The organism is Sphaerimonospora cavernae (genome assembly GCF_042435035.1).
Lineage (GTDB): Bacteria > Actinomycetota > Actinomycetes > Streptosporangiales > Streptosporangiaceae > Sphaerimonospora > Sphaerimonospora cavernae.
Window position 1 is genome coordinate 1 of the sequence record NZ_JBHMQT010000064.1, and the last position, 2,667, is coordinate 2,667.

General features: G+C 61.5%; 2 protein-coding genes. Both read left to right on the forward strand.

Translation table 11 applies throughout. The features are described from left to right. The coding region (locus ACFHYQ_RS27530; protein WP_446746312.1) for a protein kinase domain-containing protein at window positions 1-228 on the forward strand (228 nt) is incomplete at its 5' end. A 501-nt stretch (window positions 229-729) separates the two neighbouring features. Then, on the forward strand, window positions 730-2,667 hold a 1,938-nt coding region (locus tag ACFHYQ_RS27535), incomplete at its 3' end, for a DNRLRE domain-containing protein (RefSeq protein WP_394304057.1).

Here is a 2,667-nt window from a genome sequence, read left to right on the forward strand (position 1 = left end):
ATCGCCACCGCCGAAGGTGATCCGTCGCTCACCAGAACCGGCATGGTCACCGGATCCCCGAGCTTCATCGCGCCCGAGCGGGTGAGCGGCGCCCAGGCGGATCCGGCCTCCGACCTCTGGTCGCTCGGCGCGTCGCTGTACGCGATGGTGACCGGGAGATCGCCCTTCCACCGGGACAGCGGCGAGGTAGCAGCCGGGCGCTGCGGGGACCCGTCTGTCCTGGCGTGACAAGCCAGACGGGCGTGAGGATCGATTTCCCCAGGCACCTGCGCGATGTGGGGGTTCGTCCACATCAGCGGCGATTAGGGGCTGCTCGGCCAGATGGAAGGCCGCGGCTGCGAGGAGGCGATCGCATGGCTGGCCGCCCGACGCACGCCACCAGCGAGAGCACCAACCGGGTCGTCAAGCTCGTCGCCGTATCGCCTTCGGCTTCCGCAATCCGGCCAACCAGCGTCGCCGCTCCCGGTACGCCACAACCCGTACGACCCGACGCCCAGCACGAAGAGTAACCAAACGGAGATCACGCTCAGCGATCGAGCGAGAACACAACCCGCTCCACCATGACTACCCAGTTTACGAAGACTTTACCCTTGCGCTATAAATGATCGCGCCAATTCTTCAAGATGGAGAGTACTAGTGTCATTACGCTCTACCGAAGGCGGCCAACCGCCCCCTCTGCCACAACACTCCGCATCCAGGATGCTACTAAAAGTAGTTGCGGCGACGTTCGTGACCGCCTCCTTGGTCGTTACTACGAGCCCTACTTCGGCCCTCGCAGATATCCAGCCAACTCCCTCACAGCAGCAGTCCAAAGACCGGAGAATCGAACTTTGGGCAACCAAGAAAAAGCAAGCAAAAGCACTGGGTAAGCGTCTTGAGATCGAGGAACTCCGCACTGAGGTCTCCACGACGTACGCCAATGCCGATGGCAAGACCCTAAGAACGGAACTTTACACCGAGCCTATCCGGGTCAAGCGGGATGACGCCTGGCATCCCGTCGACACCACGCTTGAAGTTAAGGACGGCGTCGTAAAGCCGAAAATGGCCAACTCCGGGCTCGCCCTTTCCGACGGCGGCAACACCGTCGCGGTCTCCATCTCTCCTACACAGGCATCAAGTGCCAAGCGCAGTACGGCCAAAGTCTCAGCCCCCAACAAGTTGTCGAAACCAAAGCTGGCGGGCAATCGTGCACTGTTTTCCTCGGCCTACGGCCAGGGAGCAGATCTGGTCGTTACGGCGACGCCAACCGGATACCGTCAAGAGATAGTTATCCGCGAGCAACCAACCGGCTCCCTGAAGTTCCGCCTACCCGTCAGCCCGCCCGCGGGGGTCAGCTTTGGGGAAACAACTTCTGGCACACCGACGCTGGTGAAGAAGGCTGCCGACGGCAAGCAGGACAAGGTAGCCGATATCTCATCGGTTTTGATGCAGGACAGCGTGGCAGCCGACGCCACAGCCACCCCCGAAGAAGGCCGGGCGGGGCGGGCCACCATCAGTGTGGAGAACACCAGCGACGGTCAGATCCTAGTGATCACGCCAGATCCGAAGTTCCTCGCGGACCCGGCTGTGACCTATCCGGTGACTGTGGCCGCTACCTCTTCCGACTGGTGGGAACCGGACATTAAAAAGGGCGGCGCCGACACGTTCATCAACGACGACGTCTACTACGACAGCTGGAACAACTTCAATCTCGATCGCATCCTGGTTGGGAAGTCCAATAGCGGCAGGGTGCGATGGCGAAGCTACATCCGCTTTCCCAACATTCCTAGTGACTCCCTGCTCCGCGGTGCCAAGGTGCAGAACGCGGACCTCACTCTTTGGAATCATCTCTCCAACGACTGCGGCAGCGTGGTTGGCTCCGGCGTCACAGCCCGCAGGGTTACTTCCCCCTGGGACGAGATGACCATGCAATGGGCCAGCCAGCCCTCGGTCACATCCGCCGGCGCGGACACCGAGTATGGCGCCTACAGCCCTGACTGCGCCCGGGGCGGCTGGGCGGCCAAGGAGTGGTATCTGATCCACTCGGTCAACGGCATCGTCCAGGCGTGGGCCGACGGCTCACCCAACTATGGGTTCCAGCTCGCTGCCGGCAACGAGTCCGACTCGACGAACTGGCGCCGCTACCGCACTATGGAATACAGATGCTGCAGTGTCGGCGCGCATCCGCCGAAGCTCACCGTCGATTTCGAACCGGCGAGTCGTATCGTGGTCATCTCGAACTACTCGGGAGATGCCTGGACCACGGCTCCGTCATATGAAAAGGCCAAACAGTACGAAGCGAATGGATCTCAAGACTTCCCTACGATCGAGGGCCTGACCGCATCCCAGGTAGCCGACCTGAAGCTGGATGAACGCCTTCCCGCGTATGAAATCGACTCAAGTCAGCTGGAGCCGTACCCAGGTGAAGAGTGGAATCCGGACGACAACCCGTACGAGTTCCCAGAGCCACCGATACCTCCATCGATCGTTGAAACCAGTCCCGTGAAGGATGCCACCGACGTTCCGGCGGATTCCTCGGTCGTGGTGACCTTCAGCGAACCGGTGACGGAGGCCACTCTGGTGATGAAGGATCCGCAAGGTGCGGAGATCGCCGGGGCGACCACCGTGGACGGCACCAACAAGGTGCTGACCTTCCATCCGGCACAGTCGCTGATCACCCAGACCACC